General features: G+C 61.7%; 14 protein-coding genes and 1 tRNA gene. 14 read left to right on the forward strand and 1 reads right to left on the reverse strand.

Annotated elements, in window-relative coordinates:
- Positions 1 to 294: 294 nt before the first annotated feature.
- Entirely contained in the window at positions 295 to 1,068 is a 774-nt protein-coding gene (locus AWB65_RS13115; RefSeq protein WP_087667583.1) for an SDR family oxidoreductase, read from the forward strand.
- 27 nt (positions 1,069 to 1,095) lie between these two features.
- Complete coding sequence (locus tag AWB65_RS13120; protein ID WP_087667584.1) at positions 1,096 to 1,533, forward strand: acyl-CoA thioesterase; 438 nt, start codon at positions 1,096 to 1,098, stop codon at positions 1,531 to 1,533.
- On the opposite strand, the gene AWB65_RS13125 is transcribed toward AWB65_RS13120, so the two are convergent.
- Positions 1,530 to 2,075: a LuxR C-terminal-related transcriptional regulator gene (locus AWB65_RS13125; protein WP_087667585.1), complete on the reverse strand. Its 546-nt coding sequence runs from the start codon at positions 2,073 to 2,075 to the stop codon at positions 1,530 to 1,532. The two genes, AWB65_RS13120 and AWB65_RS13125, sit on opposite strands and share 4 nt — an antisense overlap.
- A gap of 200 nt (positions 2,076 to 2,275) precedes the next feature.
- Between AWB65_RS13125 and AWB65_RS13130 the strand changes: the two genes are divergently transcribed.
- From AWB65_RS13130 to pheT, 12 genes are all read left to right on the forward strand, one after another.
- Entirely contained in the window at positions 2,276 to 2,980 is a 705-nt protein-coding gene (locus AWB65_RS13130) for a CoA transferase subunit A (protein WP_087632133.1), read from the forward strand.
- 2 nt (positions 2,981 to 2,982) lie between these two features.
- The gene (locus AWB65_RS13135; RefSeq protein WP_087667586.1) at positions 2,983 to 3,624 is read left to right on the forward strand and encodes a CoA transferase subunit B; all 642 of its coding nucleotides are present in this window, start codon (positions 2,983 to 2,985) and stop codon (positions 3,622 to 3,624) included.
- Between the two features lie 151 nt (positions 3,625 to 3,775).
- Positions 3,776 to 4,702, forward strand: a complete 927-nt coding sequence (locus AWB65_RS13140) for an alpha/beta fold hydrolase (protein ID WP_087667587.1) — start codon at positions 3,776 to 3,778, stop codon at positions 4,700 to 4,702.
- A gap of 54 nt (positions 4,703 to 4,756) precedes the next feature.
- The gene (locus tag AWB65_RS13145) at positions 4,757 to 5,110 is read left to right on the forward strand and encodes a RidA family protein (protein ID WP_087667588.1); all 354 of its coding nucleotides are present in this window, start codon (positions 4,757 to 4,759) and stop codon (positions 5,108 to 5,110) included.
- Between the two features lie 24 nt (positions 5,111 to 5,134).
- Positions 5,135 to 7,363 carry a RelA/SpoT family protein gene (locus AWB65_RS13150; RefSeq protein ID WP_087667589.1) on the forward strand — a complete coding sequence of 743 codons (2,229 nt, stop codon included), beginning with the start codon at positions 5,135 to 5,137 and terminating at the stop codon, positions 7,361 to 7,363.
- Between the two features lie 140 nt (positions 7,364 to 7,503).
- Positions 7,504 to 7,580, forward strand: a tRNA-Val gene (locus AWB65_RS13155).
- Positions 7,581 to 7,862: 282 nt separating this feature from the next.
- Positions 7,863 to 9,770 (forward strand): threonine--tRNA ligase, encoded by a 1,908-nt coding sequence (thrS, locus tag AWB65_RS13165; RefSeq protein WP_087667590.1) that lies wholly within the window; start codon positions 7,863 to 7,865, stop codon positions 9,768 to 9,770.
- Between the two features lie 48 nt (positions 9,771 to 9,818).
- Positions 9,819 to 10,343: a translation initiation factor IF-3 gene (gene infC, locus AWB65_RS13170; protein ID WP_087646537.1), complete on the forward strand. Its 525-nt coding sequence runs from the start codon at positions 9,819 to 9,821 to the stop codon at positions 10,341 to 10,343.
- Positions 10,344 to 10,533: 190 nt separating this feature from the next.
- A complete protein-coding gene (gene rpmI, locus AWB65_RS13175; protein ID WP_006052501.1) occupies positions 10,534 to 10,731 on the forward strand; it encodes a 50S ribosomal protein L35 in 198 nt (65 codons plus the stop codon).
- Positions 10,732 to 10,760: 29 nt separating this feature from the next.
- Positions 10,761 to 11,120: a 50S ribosomal protein L20 gene (rplT, locus tag AWB65_RS13180; protein WP_062637433.1), complete on the forward strand. Its 360-nt coding sequence runs from the start codon at positions 10,761 to 10,763 to the stop codon at positions 11,118 to 11,120.
- 173 nt (positions 11,121 to 11,293) lie between these two features.
- On the forward strand, positions 11,294 to 12,307 hold the full coding sequence (gene pheS / locus AWB65_RS13185; RefSeq protein ID WP_200821717.1) for a phenylalanine--tRNA ligase subunit alpha: 1,014 nt from the start codon (positions 11,294 to 11,296) through the stop codon (positions 12,305 to 12,307).
- Between the two features lie 74 nt (positions 12,308 to 12,381).
- Positions 12,382 to 14,814: a phenylalanine--tRNA ligase subunit beta gene (gene pheT, locus AWB65_RS13190; protein WP_087667591.1), complete on the forward strand. Its 2,433-nt coding sequence runs from the start codon at positions 12,382 to 12,384 to the stop codon at positions 14,812 to 14,814.
- Positions 14,815 to 14,837 lie beyond the last annotated feature (23 nt).

Raw genomic sequence — 14,837 nt, forward strand, 5'->3', positions numbered from 1 at the left:
GGCCGCCGACAGTCCAGCCGGGCCACCGCCAACGATCACGACGTCATATTCCATCGACTCGCGGGGACCGTACTGCTCGATGAGACTCTCCGGGGTCATGCAATGCTCCTATGTACCGTTAGAATGCTTTTTTCAGCGATCGCGTATTGTCAGCGATGGCTCCGGAGGGTGCAACCAACCCTCTCTTAATTAGAACGATCGTGCTATTTCGTGATAGCGTAACAGAACATTGAATCGCCGTGCTGCATTTTTGGGCAGCTGCGGCTTGATCAACCGAACAAAAAGGGAATCACAATGGGCCGTTCGATCAACCTGGAAGGCAAGGTCGCGCTGATCACCGGCGCCTCCAGCGGGCTGGGCAAGCGTTTCGCGCAAGTGTTGTCGCAAGCGGGCGCGAAGGTCGTGCTTGCGAGCCGCCGTACCGAGCGGTTGAAGGAATTGCGCGCCGAAATCGAGGCGTCGGGCGGCGCGGCACACGTCGTCTCGCTCGATGTCACGGATTATCAAAGCATCAAGGCCGCCGTCGCGCATGCGGAGACGGAAGCGGGCACCATCGACATCCTCGTGAACAACTCGGGTGTTTCGACCACCCAAAAGCTAACCGACGTCACCCCCGCCGACTTCGAATTTGTCTTCGACACGAACACACGCGGCGCGTTTTTCGTCGCGCAGGAAGTCGCGAAACGGATGATCATGCGCGGCAGCAGCACGTCGAAGCCAGGGTACCGGATCATCAACGTGGCGTCGGTGGCGGGGCTGCGCGTGTTTCCGCAGATCGGCCTTTACGCGATGAGCAAGGCCGCCGTCGTCCAGATGACGAAGGCGATGGCGCTCGAATGGGGCCGCCACGGCATCAACGTGAACGCGATCTGCCCGGGCTATATCGATACCGAGATCAACCACCATCACTGGAAGACCGAGCAGGGCCAGAAGCTGATGTCGCTGCTGCCGCGCCGCCGCGTCGGCAAGCCGGAAGACCTCGACGGTCTCCTGCTGCTCCTGTGCGCCGACGAATCGCAATTCATCAACGGCTCGGTGATCTCCGCCGACGACGGCTTTTCCCTCTGACTTTTTCGAGATTTACGGACAGAAGCAATGAGCGACGAAAGTGGGTTCCACGCGGTTTTTGAGATGTCGATGCCGATCCGCTGGGGCGACATGGACGCCTTCGGGCACGTCAACAACACGGTCTATTTTCGCTACATGGAGCAGGTGCGAATCTCGTGGTTCGAGCAGATCGGCATCGCGGGCGGCAATGGCGAGGGGCAGGGGCCGGTGATCGTCAACGCATCGATGGAGTTTCTGAAGCAGCTTCACTATCCGGGCGACATCATCGGAAGGATGTCGGTCGGCAAGCCGGGCCGCAGCAGTTTCGACACGCGTTTCGAGCTTTATCGCGCCGACGATCGCGCTACGCTCTACGCGAAGGGCGCCGCGAAATGCGTCTGGATCGACTACGCGGCGGGCAAATCGGTGCCGATTCCCGACTTGCTGCGCCATACGATCGAGACGGCGACGCCCGCCACACTCTAGGTTCCCAGCAAGCGCTGCAGCAGTTCGGTAGCGTTACGCGTTTCGTACTTCCTCATCAGCCGCGCGCGATAGATATCGACAGTGCGCGCGCTGATATCCAGCACCCGGCCGATCTGCTTGCTGGTCTTGCCTGTCACGAGCTGCGCGGCGATTTCCCGCTCGCGCGGCGTCAGTTCGATCGCGACCCGCCGCGTCGCGCTCAAGTCCTCGAACGTCCAGACGCCCGCCGCGTGCGGCGCCGCCAGATCGAGCGAACGGCCGGTCACATGGCACCAGAAGAGCTCGCCGTTTTCACGCTTCATGATGCGGTCGTCGGCGTAGCTGCCTTGCGCCGCCATCAGCGCGGCGATCCGTTCGCCGATCCGCTCGAATTCGTCGGACGATGGATAGAGCACCTGAAACGACTGCCCGATCAACGCCTCGCGCGGCGCGCCGAAGATCGCGCAAAGCTGCTCGTTGCAATCCTCGATGATCCTTTCGCGCGACAAAACCAGTCCGACGGGCGCAAGATGGAACGCTGTTTGGTAATCCAGTTCGGGCATTTTCGATGAGGTGAACCGCGAGATACCGCTTCAGAAGCGAAAAACGCAAAACGGCGCGGCGATTGCTTATGTATTTTTGCGTATTGTGCCGGATCGACGCGCCGTCGTACTCTCTGGACACACCAAAACGCCGCTGAGAGCGAAGTGCAGCGGCAAAAAGCCGATTCACAGTGGGTTCACATCATGGAAGGGACAAACAGATGAACAAGGTCTATCCCGGCGCCAAAGAGGCGCTCGATGGCATCGTCAAGGACGGTCAGACATTTGCCGTCGGCGGCTTCGGGCTGTGCGGCATCCCGGAAGCCCTGATCGCCGCGTTGCGCGACTCGGGCGTCAAGGACATCACCTGCATCAGCAATAACGCGGGCGTCGATGGTTTCGGCCTCGGTCTCTTGCTCGAGACTCGCCAGATCAAGAAGATGATTTCTTCATACGTGGGCGAGAACAAGGAATTCGAGCGGCAATACCTCGCCGGCGAACTCGAACTCGAATTCACGCCGCAAGGCACGCTCGCCGAAAAGCTCCGCGCGGGCGGCTCGGGTATCCCCGCTTTCTTCACGAATACCGGCTTCGGCACGATCATCGCGGACGGCAAGGAAACGCGTCAGTTCGGTGAAAACCACTACGTGCTCGAACATTCGCTGACGGCGGACGTCGCGCTCGTCAAGGCGTGGAAGGCCGACAAGTCGGGCAACCTGATCTATCGCCGCACGGCGCGCAACTTCAACCCGATGTGCGCGATGGCCGGCAAGATTACCGTGGTCGAAGTCGAGGAAATCGTCGAGACGGGCGAACTCGATCCGGACGCGATCCATACGCCGGGCATCTTCGTGCAGCGCATCGTGCTGAACGCGAATCCCGAGAAACGTATCGAACAACGCATCGTCCGCGCGAAAGGAGAATGACCATGGCATGGAATCGTGATCAGATGGCCGCCCGCGCGGCGCAGGAACTGCAGGACGGCTTCTACGTGAACCTCGGCATCGGTCTGCCGACGCTGGTGGCGAACTTCGTGCCCCCGGGCGTCGAAGTGTGGCTGCAGTCGGAGAACGGGCTGCTGGGTATCGGACCGTCGCCGACGGAAGAAGAAGTCGACGCCGACCTCATCAACGCCGGCAAGCAGACTGTGACGACGCTGCCGGGCTCGTCGATCTTTTCGTCGGCGGATTCGTTCGCGATGATCCGGGGCGGCCATATCAACCTGGCGATCCTCGGCGCGATGCAGATCAGCAAGAAGGGCGATCTCGCGAACTGGATGATCCCCGGCAAGATGATCAAGGGCATGGGCGGCGCGATGGATCTCGTGGCGGGCGTCAAGCGCGTGGTCGTGCTGATGGAGCACGTCGCGAAGGGCGACCAGCACAAGATTCTGGAGGAATGCACGCTGCCGCTGACGGGCGTAGGCGTCGTGAACCGGATCATCACCGATCTGGGCGTGATCGATGTCACTGAGAACGGGCTGAAGGTCATCGAACTGGCGACTGGCGTTACTGCGGAAGAGATTCAGCAGAAGACCGGCGCGCCTCTGGATGTGAGCGGCGTGAAGTAAGCGCGGCGATTCTTGCTACGAAGAACGGGCGAAGCGGATGCTTCGCCCGTTTTTTTTGCACGCCTTATCCGTTCGGCTAACGTTTTTTGAGCGGCCGAAATGCCGCTGGCAATCTGTTTACAATCGATTCGACTCCATCCGAGGAAATCCAATGTCCACGCCTATCGTCGAAGCCGCAACGTCTGCTCCCTCCGAAGCTTTCGGCCCGCGCCAGCGCTACGTGCAGTGCGCGAGCCCCGCCGGGCTGCATCGCGTGGCGTACACCGAGTGGGGCGATCCGGCCAATCCGCGCGTGCTCGTCTGCGTGCATGGCCTGACGCGCTCGGGCCGCGATTTCGACAAGGTCGCCGAGGCGCTGTGCGGCGAATACCGTGTGGTGTGTCCGGACGTCGCGGGGCGCGGCCTCTCCGACTGGCTCGCCGACCCGAAGTACTACGGCATCCCGCAATACGTCGCCGACATGGTGACGCTCGTCGCGCGACTGAACGTGGAAACCGTCGACTGGTTCGGCACGTCGATGGGTGGACTGATCGGCATGGCGTTCGCGGGCCTGCCGAATTCGCCGATCCACAAGCTCCTGTTGAACGACGTCGGGCCGCATATTGAACGGGTGGCGCTGGACCGCATCGGCGAATACCTCGGCAAGCCCACCGATTTCGCGACGCTCGACGAAGGCATCGTCCACGCGGCGGCGCTCGCGGCAACCTTCGGACCGCTGACCGCCGCGGAATGGGCCGCGATCAACACGCCGCTCTTGCGCGAGCGCGAAGGCCGCTGGAGCTTCCGCTACGATCCGGGCATCGCGCTGCCGTTTGTCGCCGCAACCGACGAAACCAACGCCGCTGGCGAGGCGTTCCTGTGGCATTCGTTTGTCTCGATAAAGGCGCCGGTGCTCGTCGTGCGTGGCGAAACGTCGGATTTGCTGTCGCGCGAAACGGTTGAGCAAATGGTCGCGCGGGGCCAGGCGGCGAGCAGTTACGAGGTTCCGGGCGTAGGCCACGCGCCGGCGTTTTTGTCACCGGACCAGATCGACGTCGCCAGGCGCTTCTTTCTCGAAAACAAGGCGGACGGGGCATAATATTGGGCTCGGTGTCGCGCTCATCCCGGGCGCGCCCACAGAAAAGGGACACTCATGGCAGTTACTCGTCATCACGTCGGCGCGCGTCTTTCCGAGATCGCTATTCATAACGGCACGGTGTATCTGGCGGGCCAGATCGCCGAAGACACGGAGCAGGACATCACCGGCCAGACTCGCGAAGTGCTCGGCCACATCGACCGGTTGCTCGAAGAAGCGAACAGCGACAAGTCGCACCTGCTGTCGGTCCAGATCTACATCTCCGACATGGCCAATTTCCCCGCGATGAACGCGCTGTGGGACACGTGGGTCGCCGCCGGCAACACGCCGCCGCGCGCGACCGTCGAAGCCAAGCTCGCGAATCCGGCGTGCCTCGTCGAAGTTGTGGTGGTGGCGGCGCAGCGCAGCTAAGGCGTTAGCAGTCACGTCGCAGTCATGACCGACACCGCCGTTTCCCCCGAACTGTTGCCCGAGCCGTCCTTCGACGATGCGCTCGCGTTCGTGCGCGAGCACGCGGGCGAAGCGCGGCTCGTGAGCGGCGAGGCGCTCGTCGACCACGCGGTGGGCACGGCGCGTATTGTTCAGTCGCTCAATATCGATCCGCAGGCGGTCGCGGCGGCGGCGCTTTTCACGCTGGCGCCGCATCTCGACGATCCATCGCGCGCCATCGCCGAGCGCTTCGGACCGGAGGTGGAGGCGCTCGTCAGCGACGTGAGAAAGCTCGCGCGGCTCGGCTCGGTCAGTTCGCGCGCGACGCAGGCGGCGCTGCCCGAAACCGGCCGCGACGCGCAAGCGGCCCGCCGGGCGCAAGTCGAGGCGCTGCGCAAGATGTTCCTCGCGTTCGCGCAGGACATCCGCGTCGTGCTGATCCGGCTCGCGTCGCGTGTGCAGTCGCTGCGCTATTACGCGGCGCACAAGCTGGAGCCGTCGCGCGACGTGCCGCGCGAGACGCTCGAAATCTATGCGCCCCTCGCGAACCGCCTGGGCATCTGGCAACTGAAGTGGGAACTCGAAGACCTCGCGTTCCGCTTCGAGGACCCCGTCACCTACAAGCGCATCGCGAAGCTGCTCGATGAGCGGCGCGTCGAGCGCGAGTCGTATGTGACGAGCGCGATCGCGCGGCTGCAGACCGAACTCGCGACGGCGCACATCAACGCCGAGGTGAGCGGCCGGCCGAAGCATATCTACAGTATCTGGAAGAAGATGCGCGGCAAGGAGCTCGATTTCTCGGAGCTCAACGACGTGCGCGCGTTTCGCGTGATCGTCGACGACATCAAGGATTGCTACACCGTGCTCGGCATCGTGCACAACCTGTGGCAGCCGGTGCCGCGCGAATTCGACGACTACATCTCGCGGCCGAAGCCGAATGGCTACAAGTCGCTGCACACGGTCGTGATCGGCGACGACGGCCGCGCGTTCGAAGTCCAGATCCGCACCCAGGAGATGCACCGGTTCGCCGAATACGGCGTGGCGGCGCATTGGCGCTACAAGGAAGCGGGTACGCGCGCCTACGCCGGGCAGGTGACGGCAAGCGAAAAGTACGACGAAAAGATCGCCTGGCTGCGGCAACTGCTCGCCTGGAAAGACGATGTGTCGGACACCGAGCGGCCCGGCGGCTGGCAGCAACTGCGCGACGCCACGCTCGACGACGACCACATCTACGTGCTCACGCCGCAAGCACGCGTGATTGCGTTGCCGCAGGGCGCGACCGCCGTCGATTTCGCCTATCACCTGCACAGCGAACTCGGCCACCGCTGCCGCGGCGCACGCGTCGACGGGGCGATGGTGCCGCTCAACACGCCGCTGCAGAACGGCCAGACGGTGGAGATCGTCGCGGTGAAGGAGGGCGGCCCGTCGCGCGACTGGCTCAATCCGCAGCTCGGCTATCTGCATAGCGCGCGTGCGCGGCAGAAGGTGCGCGCGTGGTTCAACTCGGTCGAGGCCGAAGAGAACATCACGGCGGGCCGCGCGATCGTCGAAAAGACGCTGCAACGCGAAGGCAGGACGTCGGTCAATCTCGATCAGCTCGCGGCGAAGCTCGGGTTCAAGACGCCCGATGAGCTCTACGCGCTGGTCGCGAAGGAAGAGTTTAGCCTGCGCAACATCGAGCACGCGCTCAAGGACACGCCGCCGCCCGAGCCCGAACCCGAGGCGCCCGCGCAGTTCGAAAAGCGCAGCAGCGGGCAGAGCGTGGCGCAGGGGGCGTCGGCGGGCGTGCTGGTCGTCGGCGTCGATGCATTGCTGACGCAGCTCGCGCGCTGCTGCCGCCCGGCGCCGCCCGATCCGATCGCGGGCTTCGTCACGCGCGGCAAGGGCATGTCGATTCACCGCAGCGACTGCGCGACGTTCAAGCGCATGGCCGAGCGCTCACCGGAGCGCGTACTGCACACCACTTGGTCCGCCGACGTGATGGGCGGGCGCGGTTCGTCGGTCTATCCCGTCGATCTCGCGGTGGAATCGAGCGACCGTCAGGGCCTGCTGCGCGACATTTCCGAAGTCTTCGCGCGGGAAAAGATCAACGTGATCGGCGTGAAAAGCCAGAGCCGACGCAACATCGCGTACATGCAGTTCACGGTGGAGGTGTCAAATGCCGCCCAGATTCAGCGCGCCTGCGCGCTGCTCGGCGAGGTTCAGGGCGTGATTCGTGCTTCGCGGCGGGCGTAAAGCGCTGTTTCGGGCGCGCGTAAGACTTTGAATTTGAAGCGTATTCGCGAAGAAGTTAAACGTATCGACGAACTTTTTCACAGCCGCTGCATAAAAACACTTGCCAAGATTCAAAACGGTCCATATAATTTCGTTTCTTCAGGCTCGTAGCTCAGCTGGTTAGAGCACCACCTTGACATGGTGGGGGTCGTTGGTTCGAGTCCAATCGAGCCTACCAACGAAAGCGAAATACCGGTTCGCCGGGATTTCAAAACCGCAGTAAGCGCCTCGGCGCTAAAGGCGAACAAAGAGATGGCACCGCGAACGTTGACCGAAACAACTTCGGAGCGACGCTAGTCGAGGACCTCTTTCGCCCTTGTGGTTTGTATGAAAGTGAATGCGGCCCCTCGATTCGTGGGGCCGCATTTTTTTTGCCCATTTGCTTTATTTGCCTCGCGTTTGTCTCGCGGGCATCGCTGATTGAACTCGATCGCCGCGCGCCGGCGTCCTGGAGAATGAAATGGTTTCGATACGCTTGCCAGACGGCTCCGTCCGACAGTACGACCACCCGGTGACGGTCGCCGAAGTCGCGGCCTCGATCGGCGCGGGTCTCGCCAAGGCTGCGCTCGGCGGCCGCCTGGACGGGGAACTCGTCGATACGTCGGCGCTGATCGACCATGACGCGTCGCTGGCCATCGTCACCGAGAAGGACGTCGACGGCCTCGACATCGTCCGCCATTCCGCGGCGCACTTGCTTGCGTACGCGGTGAAGGATCTCTTCCCGGAAGCTCAGGTCACGATCGGCCCCGTTATCGACAACGGTTTCTACTACGACTTCGCGTACAGCCGTCCCTTCACGCCCGAAGATCTCGAAAAGATCGAAAAGCGCATGCAGGAACTGGCAAAGAAGGACGAGCCGGTGTCGCGCCGCGTGGTCTCGCGTGACGAAGCGGTCGAATACTTCAAGAGCATCGGCGAGAAGTACAAGGCTGAGATCATCGAATCGATCCCGGCTACGGACGAGATCAAGCTCTACTCACATGGCGGTTTCACCGATCTGTGCCGCGGCCCGCACGTGCCGTCGACCGGCAAGCTGAAGGTCTTCAAGTTGATGAAGGTCGCGGGCGCGTACTGGCGCGGCGACTCGAAGAACGAGCAGCTTCAGCGCATTTACGGCACCGCGTGGACCAAAAAGGAAGACCAGGAAGCCTATCTGCACATGCTCGAAGAAGCCGAGAAGCGCGATCACCGCAAGCTCGGCAAGCAACTTGACTTCTTCCACCTGCAGGACGAGGCGCCCGGCATGGTGTTCTGGCATCCGAAGGGTTGGTCGCTGTGGCAGCAGGTCGAGCAATACATGCGCCGTCGCGTGAACGACGCCGGTTATCTTGAAATCAAGACCCCGATGGTCATGGACCGCTCGCTGTGGGAAGCCTCGGGCCACTGGCAGAACTATCGTGAAAACATGTTCACGACCGAGTCGGAGACGCGCGACTACGCGATCAAGCCGATGAATTGCCCGGGCCATGTGCAGGTGTTCAATCATGGACTGCGTTCGTATCGCGATCTGCCGCTGCGTTATGCCGAGTTCGGTTCGTGCCACCGCAACGAGCCGTCGGGTTCGCTGCACGGACTGATGCGCGTGCGCGGCTTCGTCCAGGACGACGCTCACATCTTCTGTACCGAAGATCAGTTCATCTCGGAATCGATTTCCTTCAACACGCTCGCGATGAGCGTCTATAAGGATTTCGGCTTCGACAACATCGGTATCAAGCTGGCGCTGCGTCCGGATCAGCGGGCCGGCACTGATGAAATCTGGGATCGCGCCGAACAAGGCCTGCGCGACGCACTGACCGCGTGCGACCTGCAGTGGGAAGAATTGCCGGGTGAGGGCGCTTTCTACGGTCCGAAGATTGAATACCACATCAAGGATGCGCTCGGCCGTTCGTGGCAATGCGGCACGCTGCAGCTCGACATGGTGCTGCCGGAGCGCCTCGACGCGGAGTACGTGTCGGAGGACAACAGCCGCAAGCGTCCGGTGATGCTGCATCGAGCGATCGTCGGCTCGATGGAGCGCTTCCTCGGCATCCTGATCGAGCACCACGCCGGTGCAATGCCTTCCTGGCTCGCGCCGGTGCAGGCGGTTGTCCTGAATATCGCCGAAAATCAGACCGATTATGCTCGCGAAGTGGCCCAATCGTTGCAAAAACAAGGGCTTAGAGTAGAGAGCGATTTGCGCAATGAGAAGATTAGCTATAAAATACGCGAGCACACGCTTCAGAAGATCCCGTATTTGCTGGTCGTCGGTGACAAGGAGCGTGAGGCGCAAACCGTAGCCGTGCGTGCTCGTGGCGGTGTCGATCTGGGTTCCATGCCGGTCGGCGCATTCCTCGAACGTTTGCAGCAGGACGTGCATTCGTTCAAGTAAGGCCACCCGCAGCGCGGCTTGTTTTTTAATTTTTAGAGGAAACGTAACATCGCTACTGATAAGTCGTCGCATCGCATCAACGGTGAAATTACCGCACCCGAGGTGCGCTTGGTCGGAGTGGACAACGAGCCGCTCGGAATCGTGAAACTCGCCGATGCTTTCCGCATGTCGGAACAGCAGGACGTGGATCTCGTCGAAATCGCGCCGCAGGCCGTCCCGCCTGTCTGCCGTTTGATGGATTACGGCAAGTTCAAGTACTCGGAAGCGAAGAAGCAGCACGAGGCGAAACTCAAGCAGAAGATCGTTCAGGTCAAGGAAGTCAAGTTCCGGCCGGGCACCGATGACGGTGACTACAACGTGAAGCTGCGCAACCTCACGCGTTTCCTCGAAGACGGCGACAAGACGAAAATCACGTTGCGTTTCCGTGGGCGCGAAATGGCCCACCAGGAAATCGGCATGCGCATGCTCGAACGTCTAAAGACGGACCTCGACGAATTCGGTCAGGTCGAGCAGATGCCAAAGATGGAAGGCCGCCAGATGATCATGGTTCTGGCGCCGAAGAAAAAGAAGTAATCGATGGATCGCGCCTTGTCTGGCGCGGCATCGGGCAGGTTTCAGGGTGACGTCGGAAGTGCGTCGTCACTCATGAAAATGCGGCGGTTTCAAACCGTCCGCACATAAGTGGTTCTTGGGTTTCGAAGGGCGGGACAGGATCGCTGGATCAACCGCACACCCATGACCATCTAATAATTGGAGTAGTTTCATGCCGAAGATGAAGACCAAGAAGAGTGCTGCAAAGCGCTTCGTGGTGCGTCCGGGCGGTACCGTCAAGCGCGGTCAGGCCTTCAAGCGCCACATTCTTACCAAGAAAACCACCAAGAACAAACGCCATTTGCGTGGCTCCACGGCTGTTCACGATTCCGATCTGAACTCCGTGCGCGCAATGCTGCCGTTCGCCTAACCCTTAACCGAAACTCATAGGAGCGCAACATGCCTCGAGTAAAACGTGGGGTTACCGCACGGGCCCGTCACAAGAAAGTCATCAAGCTGGCCAAGGGTTACCGCGGCCGTCGCAATAACGTCTATCGCATCGCCAAGCAAGCGGTCATGCGCGCCGGGCAATACGCCTATCGCGATCGTCGCAACAAGAAGCGTGTGTTCCGCGCACTGTGGATCACGCGTATCAATGCAGCGGTGCGTCAGCACGACATGACCTACAGCGTGTTCATCAACGGCTTGAAGAAGGCTCAGATCGAACTCGACCGCAAGGTTCTGGCTGACATGGCTGTGTTCGACAAGGCTGCTTTTGCTGCGATCGTCAAGCAGGTGAAAGCCGCCGTTGCAGCCTAATTGCGAAATTAGTACTGCGTGGTCAGTCGTCGCGAACATCCGGTAGTTTCGGTGACGCGGCGGCAGAAAACGGGGCTCTCACCGAGCCCCGTTTTCGTTGGTCGAGCGGATTTGCACGCGAGTTCGCCCGTTCAGTTAAGCAGTTGAACTACGACGTTGAAATGATGGGATCAATGGACCTGGATCAGATTGTCTCCGACGCGCAAAGCGCCTTCGAAAACGCGTCCGATGTCGCCACGCTCGAAAACGAGAAGGCGCGCTTTCTCGGCAAGTCGGGTGCGCTCACCGAGTTGCTCAAAGGCCTCGGCAAGCTCGATCCCGACACGCGCAAGACCGAAGGCGCGCGCATCAACGTCGTCAAGGGCAAGGTCGAAGCCGCGCTGAACGCGCGCCGTCAGGCGCTCGCCGATGTGCTGCTCAACCAGCGTCTCGCGGCCGAAGCCATCGATGTGACGCTGCCCGGGCGCGGTAACGGCGCCGGCACGCTGCATCCGGTGATGCGCACGTGGGAGCGCGTCGAGCAGATCTTCAGCACGATTGGTTTTGATGTGGCCGACGGCCCCGAGATCGAAACCGACTGGTACAACTTCACCGCATTGAACAGCCCCGAAAACCATCCGGCGCGTTCGATGCAGGACACGTTCTACGTCGACGGCAAGGATGCCGACGGCCGGCCGCTCCTTTTGCGCACGCACACGAGCCCGATGCAGGTGCGCTACGCGCGCATGAACAAGCCGCCGATCAAGGTGATCGTGCCGGGCCGCACGTATCGCGTGGACAGCGACGCCACGCATTCGCCGATGTTCAACCAGGTCGAAGGCTTGTGGATCGAAGAGAACATCAGCTTCGCGGACCTGAAGGGCGTCTACACCGACTTCCTCAAGAAATTTTTCGAGCGCGACGATATTCTCGTGCGTTTTCGGCCGTCGTATTTCCCGTTCACGGAGCCGTCGGCGGAGATCGACATGATGTTCGAGCACGGCAAGAACGCCGGCAAATGGCTCGAGATTTCGGGCTCCGGTCAGGTGCACCCGACCGTCATCCGCAACATGGGCCTCGACCCGGAGCGCTTTATCGGCTTTGCGTTCGGCAGCGGCCTCGAGCGCCTGACGATGCTGCGTTACGGCGTGCAGGACCTGCGCCTTTTCTTCGAAAACGATCTGCGTTTCCTGCGGCAATTCGCTTAAAGCGGTCATTGCCCACGATGCCCGGTGCGCACGAAGCCGGGCGCAGACACCCCTCATTTCGAACGTAGACACACATGCAATTCCCTGAATCCTGGCTCAGAAGTTTCGTCGACCCGACGCTCTCCACCGACGAACTGTCTCACGCGCTGACGATGGCCGGTCTCGAAGTCGAAGGCTTGCAGCCGGTCGCGCCACCGACCACGAAGATCGTCGTCGGGCAGGTGCTCGAGGTCGCGAAGCACCCGAACGCGGACAAGCTCAACGTCTGTCAGGTCGATGCCGGCACGGGCGAGACGCTCAACATCGTGTGCGGCGCGCCGAACGTGTCGCCGGGCATCAAGGTGCCGGTCGCGCTGGTCGGCGCCGAGTTGCCGGCGGCGGAAGCGGGCGGAGTGCCGTTCGCGATCAAGCTGTCGACGCTGCGCGGCGTCGAGAGCCAGGGCATGCTGTGCTCCGCGCGTGAACTGAAGCTCTCCGAAGATCATAGTGGTCTGCTGATCCTGCCCGCCGATACGCCGATCGGCCAGGACATTCGCGAGACGCTCAATCTCGACGACACTGTCTTCGAGATCAAGCTCACGCCAAACAAGGCGGATTGCCTGTCGGTGTTCGGCGTCGCGCGCGAAACCGCGGCGATCACCGGCGCTCCGCTCAAGGCGCTCGACATGCCGCCGGTCCACGCCACGCTCGACGAAAAACTGCCGGTGAAGATCCTCGCGCCGGACCTCTGCGGCCGCTTCTCCGGCCGCGTGATTCGCGGCGTGAACGCCCATGCAAAGACGCCGCAATGGATGATCGAACGCCTGGAACGCTCGGGCCAGCGCAGCATCTCCGCACTCGTCGATATCTCAAATTACGTGATGCTCGAGCTCGGCCGTCCGACGCACGTGTTCGATCTCGACAAGATCCACGGCGGCATCGAAGTGCGCTGGGGCCGCAAGGGCGAATCGCTGAAGCTGTTGAACGGCAACACCGTCGAACTCGATGAAACCGTCGGCGTGATCGCCGATGACCGGCACGTCGAAAGCCTCGCCGGCATCATGGGCGGCGACAGCACGGCCGTCTCGCTCGACACGACCAACATCTATCTCGAAGCCGCGTTCTGGTGGCCGGACGCGATCCGCGGCCGCGCGCGCAAGTACAATTTCTCGACTGACGCGGCGCATCGCTTCGAACGTGGCGTGGACTACTCGACGACCGTCGAGCATATCGAGCGCATCTCGAAATTGATCCTCGACATCTGTGGCGGAAAGGCCGGTCCGGTCGACGACCAGATCGTCAATCTGCCGACGCGTGTGCCGGTTACGATGCGCGTCTCGCGCGCACATCGGATCATCGGCGTGCCGATCGATGTCGACGAGATCGCACAGATTTTCACGCGACTCGGTCTTTCCTTCGAACGCGACGGCGACACGTTCTCCGTGACACCGCCGGCGTATCGCTTCGACATCGAGATCGAAGAGGACCTGATCGAGGAAGTTGCGCGCATCTACGGTTTCGAGAAGATTCCGGCGCGCCCGCCGGTCGCTACGAGCGAGATGCGTCCGACCAATGAGACGAAGCGATCGATCCATGCGATCCGCCACGCGGTCGCCGCGCGCGACTACTCGGAGACGGTGAACTTCAGTTTCGTCGATGCCGAGTGGGAGCAGGATTTCGCCGGCAACGACAACCCGGTCAAGCTGATCAATCCGATCGCGAGCCAGTTGTCGGTCATGCGCACGACGCTCTTCGGCAGCCTGATCAGCGTGCTGCGCTACAACCTGAACCGTCGCGCTGATCGCATTCGCGTGTTCGAGGCGGGCCGCGTTTTCCTGCACGATCCGTCGATCAAGGCGGGCGAGCTGGCGGTCGAAGGCTTCGCGCAGCCGAAGATGATCGGCGGCCTCGCCTATGGGCCGGCGCTCGATGAGCAATGGGGCGCGCAGTCGCGTCCCGTCGATTTCTTCGACGTGAAGGGCGACATCGAAGCGTTCTTTGCGCCGGTCGTGCCGCGCTTCGTGAAGGCCGAGCATCCCGCGCTGCATCCGGGACGCAGCGCGCGTATCGAGATCGATGGACGCAAGGCCGGCTGGATCGGCGAGTTGCATCCGCGCTGGCTGCAAAAATATGATCTTCTTCAGGCTCCGATACTGTTCGAAATCGAAGCTGACGCGTTGATGGCGCGCGCGTTGCCGGTGCCGGCGGAAGTGTCGAAATTTCCGCCAGTTCGGCGTGATATCGCGATCGTGGTCGACCAGAAAGTCGAGGCCCAGACACTCCTCGACGAGCTCGAAAACGCTCGTTCCGAGCCCGCCTGCAAGACCGTCACGAGGGTTGCGCTATTCGATGAATTTCGTCCAAAATCAAGCACTTCCGGTGGTTTGGGGGCGCACGAGAAAAGCCTTGCCTTCCGTGTAACGTTGCAAGATACTGGCGGGACGCTTCAGGACGAAACGGTCGAAACGGCCATCAAAACGCTGGTGGATCGCTTGGCTCGAGTACATGGCGCGCGATTGCGCGGATAGCCTTTGATGGGCCCCTCCGTCTT

The organism is Caballeronia humi (genome assembly GCF_001544475.1).
In the GTDB taxonomy this organism is placed as follows: domain Bacteria; phylum Pseudomonadota; class Gammaproteobacteria; order Burkholderiales; family Burkholderiaceae; genus Caballeronia; species Caballeronia humi.

What these genes read in the sequence shown, in the direction of transcription:
- AWB65_RS13115 (WP_087667583.1), top strand. Translation starts at nt 295, where the DNA reads ATGGGCCGTTCGATCAACCTGGAAGGCAAGGTCGCGCTGATCACCGGC.
- AWB65_RS13120 (WP_087667584.1), top strand. Translation starts at nt 1,096, where the DNA reads ATGAGCGACGAAAGTGGGTTCCACGCGGTTTTTGAGATGTCGATGCCG.
- AWB65_RS13125 (WP_087667585.1), bottom strand. Translation starts at nt 2,075, where the DNA reads ATGCCCGAACTGGATTACCAAACAGCGTTCCATCTTGCGCCCGTCGGA.
- AWB65_RS13130 (WP_087632133.1), top strand. Translation starts at nt 2,276, where the DNA reads ATGAACAAGGTCTATCCCGGCGCCAAAGAGGCGCTCGATGGCATCGTC.
- AWB65_RS13135 (WP_087667586.1), top strand. Translation starts at nt 2,983, where the DNA reads ATGGCATGGAATCGTGATCAGATGGCCGCCCGCGCGGCGCAGGAACTG.
- AWB65_RS13140 (WP_087667587.1), top strand. Translation starts at nt 3,776, where the DNA reads ATGTCCACGCCTATCGTCGAAGCCGCAACGTCTGCTCCCTCCGAAGCT.
- AWB65_RS13145 (WP_087667588.1), top strand. Translation starts at nt 4,757, where the DNA reads ATGGCAGTTACTCGTCATCACGTCGGCGCGCGTCTTTCCGAGATCGCT.
- AWB65_RS13150 (WP_087667589.1), top strand. Translation starts at nt 5,135, where the DNA reads ATGACCGACACCGCCGTTTCCCCCGAACTGTTGCCCGAGCCGTCCTTC.
- thrS (WP_087667590.1), top strand. Translation starts at nt 7,863, where the DNA reads ATGGTTTCGATACGCTTGCCAGACGGCTCCGTCCGACAGTACGACCAC.
- rpmI (WP_006052501.1), top strand. Translation starts at nt 10,534, where the DNA reads ATGCCGAAGATGAAGACCAAGAAGAGTGCTGCAAAGCGCTTCGTGGTG.
- rplT (WP_062637433.1), top strand. Translation starts at nt 10,761, where the DNA reads ATGCCTCGAGTAAAACGTGGGGTTACCGCACGGGCCCGTCACAAGAAA.
- pheS (WP_200821717.1), top strand. Translation starts at nt 11,294, where the DNA reads ATGGACCTGGATCAGATTGTCTCCGACGCGCAAAGCGCCTTCGAAAAC.
- pheT (WP_087667591.1), top strand. Translation starts at nt 12,382, where the DNA reads ATGCAATTCCCTGAATCCTGGCTCAGAAGTTTCGTCGACCCGACGCTC.